The following is a 3395-nucleotide window of genomic DNA, read 5'->3' as shown; positions in this document are numbered from 1 at the left end:
GTCCAGCAGTGGCGAATCAACACCGTGTCGCCTTCCACTTCGACCGTCGACGCGGCGACTTCCAGCAGCTCGGCCAGGCACGCCGGGTCAAATTTGCTCAACGGAAAACGGAAGTCAGCGAACTCCTGGGTATCGGCCATGCGCCCGACCCGGTCGACGCTTTTCACCAAGCGATACTTCTCGATCACCGTGGCGCGGTCGACGTTTTTCGACGGCGAGAAACGGTCCTTGATGATTTTGAACACGGTGTTGAACCCCGGCAGGGTAAACACGCTCATGACCATGCCGCGCACGCCCGGGGCCATGATGAACTGGTCATCGGTGTTGGCCAGGTGGTTGATCAACGCCCGGTAGAACTCCGACTTGCCGTGTTTGTAGAAACCGATCGAGGTGTACAGCTCGGCGATGTGCTTGCCCGGCAGGATGCGTTTGAGAAAACCGATGAACTCCGCCGGCACCGGCACATCGACCATGAAGTACGAGCGGGTGAACGAGAAAATGATCGACACTTCGGCTTCATCGGTGATCAACGCGTCGATCTGAATCCCTCGGCCTTCGCGGTGCAGAAACGGAATCACCAGTGGCCATTGCTCGTCCGCGGTATAGATGCGCCCTACCAGGTAGGCGCCCTTGTTGCGGTAGAGCACCGAGGAAAACAGCTCGACGCTCAGTTCCGGGTCCTTGCAGACCCAATCGGGCAAACTCTCGCGCAGTTGCGCTTCGAGTCGGCGCAGATCGCGGTCGAGGTCAGCGTAGTCTTCGCTGAAGCGGTAATCGGCAAAAATGCTCGCGAGCATGCCGGACAACTGACCATGCGGCTTATAGATCCGGGTCTGCGCAGCCCGGGCCCGATGCAAGCTGGGTCGGGTGGTGTGGATGAACATGCAGCCATCGCTGATCAGGTCATGACTGAACAGCCCGCAGAAAATCGAGTTGTACCAGGTCTCGGACAATTCATCGTCGAAACGCAGGTCGATCAGGCTGATATAGGCGCTTTTGACCAGCGGCCAGCAGGTGACGTCCATCAGCACATCGTCCGCGAACGACTGATGCAAGCACCCCACCGTTTCACCGACCTTTTCTTCATAGAGGTTGATCCGCGCTGCCGACGCGATCTGCGTTTCCTGCCACTGCGCCTTTTCGAAGCGCGCCCGGGCACCGTCRGTGATCTGRCGGAAATGCTCGCGGTAATCGTCRAAGCCGTCGAGGATCATYYGGGCGATKTCGGCGGCKGGCCATKGCTGCGGCATGTGAAGACCTCTGCGGGATGGTTCTTGTCGTTGGGGCTGAGCTTAGAGGTCAATTGTTACGCAACGCAACCATTGCCTTGGCACCTTGAGGCAGCGACACTTGCGCCCTGATAAAGGAAGGAACGAGCTGTGAACCCCGTCGATATTCTGCGTATGTTGTCACTTGCTGCCATTTGGGGGGCGAGCTTTCTGTTCATGCGCATCATCGCCCCAGTGATTGGCACAATCCCCACTGCTTTTTTCCGCGTATCGATCGCCGCCACCGGGTTGCTGGTGATTCTGGCGCTGATGCGAATCAACTGGGATTTCCGTGGCAAGTTCAAAACCGTGCTGCTGCTCGGGGTGATCAACTCCGGTCTTCCAGCGACCCTGTACTCGGTGGCCGCTCAAGTGCTGCCGGCTGGCTACTCGGCGATTTTCAACGCCACCACCCCGCTGATGGGCGTGCTGATCGGCGGCCTGTTCTTCAGCGAAAGACTCACCCTGTCAAAAATTGCCGGCGTTGCCCTCGGGTTGTTTGGCGTCGCCGTCCTGACCCGCGCAGGTCCGGTGGCCTTCGATATGGAATTGCTGATGGGCGCACTCGCCTGCCTGCTGGCAACCACCTGCTACGGTTTCGCCGGGTTCCTGGCGCGACGCTGGCTCGACCATCAAGGCGGCCTCGACAGCCGTCTCTCGGCATTGGGCAGCATGCTCGGCGCAACGCTGTTCGTGTTGCCGTTGTTCGGCTACAGCGTCATCACTCAGCCGCCTGTTAGCTGGGGCGGCTGGAATGTCTGGTTGTCGCTGCTGGGCTTGGGCCTGGGTTGCACGGCGTTTGCCTACATCCTGTATTTCCGCCTGCTCAGTTCGATCGGCCCGGTCAAGTCGATGACCGTAACCTTCATGATCCCGCCGTTCGGCGTGTTGTGGGGCGCGTTGTTTCTCGATGAACCACTGTCGATGGCGCACCTGTATGGCGGGCTGTTGATTGCAGGGGCGTTATGGCTGGTGTTGAAGCCTGCGGCGGTGAAGGTGCCCGAACTGGTGGAGCAATAACCATTAGGCAGCGGCGCATCGACACTCTCAATATACCACCCGGGCTGCCTTGCTCCGACATAAAGGTCTCATGTATCGGGTTGGGTTGGGTCGAATCGGGCGGATCGAAAGACGTCAACCCGCCCTACCGAATCAAATTACCGGTGACGCATTTGTGCGAACTGGTAGCTTGGCTGCTTCCAGTGAACTCGGCGTCCGAGTTGTAGGTGAGTAGAAGCTGATCGTAGAGACCTGCCGGAGAGTAAACCGCCACAACCGCACTCAGCTGATTGCGGCCGGTGGCGTCGATAGGAGTTGTCTGCGGTCAATAGGCCAAAGACACGGCGTACGTCTCGCGAATGCCGTATGACGATATTGCTCTCACCCTAGGCCTAGCCCAAGATCAGGTCGAAACCGCTGAGACATGAGGCGATTCTTAATTGCTACGGGTGCATCACGATAAAAGGGACTTTGGGTATTACCGGCCAACGACCGTGTATCGAGAACCTCAAATCGCCGTCAATAGCCCGGAAGTTCTCTCCAATGAAGAGTTGCGAGACGCTGGATCAACCACATCCATGCAGCGTTTGAGGGAGTCGAAATCTGGCGTCTTGGACAAGCAAACCTGTATGGCCTGACTCACAGATACCGACACCATCGAGCATTCCGTGCGCCACCCCTCATAGATAAGCGCATGGCGAATTCGAGGGTTTTCATGGCAGTACTTCAACAAATTGAATTCCGTTGAGAGCACCAGGGCGGTGTTAATAATCAACAAATCAAAAGGATGACCTTGAGTGCGGGTCACCGACTGCACCTCTTGAAATGAACTCAAGGGAGCAATTCGGCAGTAGCCCAGTTGATTGAGCATTTTTTCTATTTTTATTCGCTGAAAATGCTGCCCGTCAGCGATCAGTATGCGTAGCGCCTTGTTTGACATGCGGTAAACCTGACAGGTTGGCCCCGTGAGCGCTTATCAACACCTTCGACTCACTGAAGAGCAACCAAGGCTACCTTTCACCACTAAAAATGAATCTAAGACAATTCTGAAACAGCCGTCCTCCTTCCTCGGTTTAGGACAGGAGGAACGTGGAGCAGTTAACGACTCGGCCTAAAACTGAAACAAGC

The 3395-nt window shown here is 56.9% G+C and carries 3 protein-coding genes; 1 reads left to right on the top strand and 2 read right to left on the bottom strand.

What is annotated here, in order from left to right; translation table 11 throughout:
- Positions 1–1250 (bottom strand): bifunctional isocitrate dehydrogenase kinase/phosphatase (aceK, locus tag AC1DH9_RS25410; RefSeq protein ID WP_477809008.1); only part of this gene is annotated, 1250 nt, incomplete at its 3' end.
- Between the two features lie 129 nt (positions 1251–1379).
- Here aceK and AC1DH9_RS25405 point away from each other — a divergent pair.
- Positions 1380–2288, top strand: a complete 909-nt coding sequence (locus AC1DH9_RS25405) for a DMT family transporter (protein WP_427540625.1) — start codon at positions 1380–1382, stop codon at positions 2286–2288.
- Positions 2289–2775: 487 nt separating this feature from the next.
- Here AC1DH9_RS25405 and AC1DH9_RS25400 read toward each other — a convergent pair whose 3' ends face one another.
- Positions 2776–3207: an ANTAR domain-containing protein gene (locus AC1DH9_RS25400; protein ID WP_427540622.1), complete on the bottom strand. Its 432-nt coding sequence runs from the start codon at positions 3205–3207 to the stop codon at positions 2776–2778.
- Between the last annotated feature and the right edge of the window lie 188 nt (positions 3208–3395).

The organism is Pseudomonas sp. 05T35 (assembly GCF_056396605.1).
Note: the sequence above shows the minus strand (reverse complement) of the source record. Positions and strands in the feature narration are given on the sequence as shown.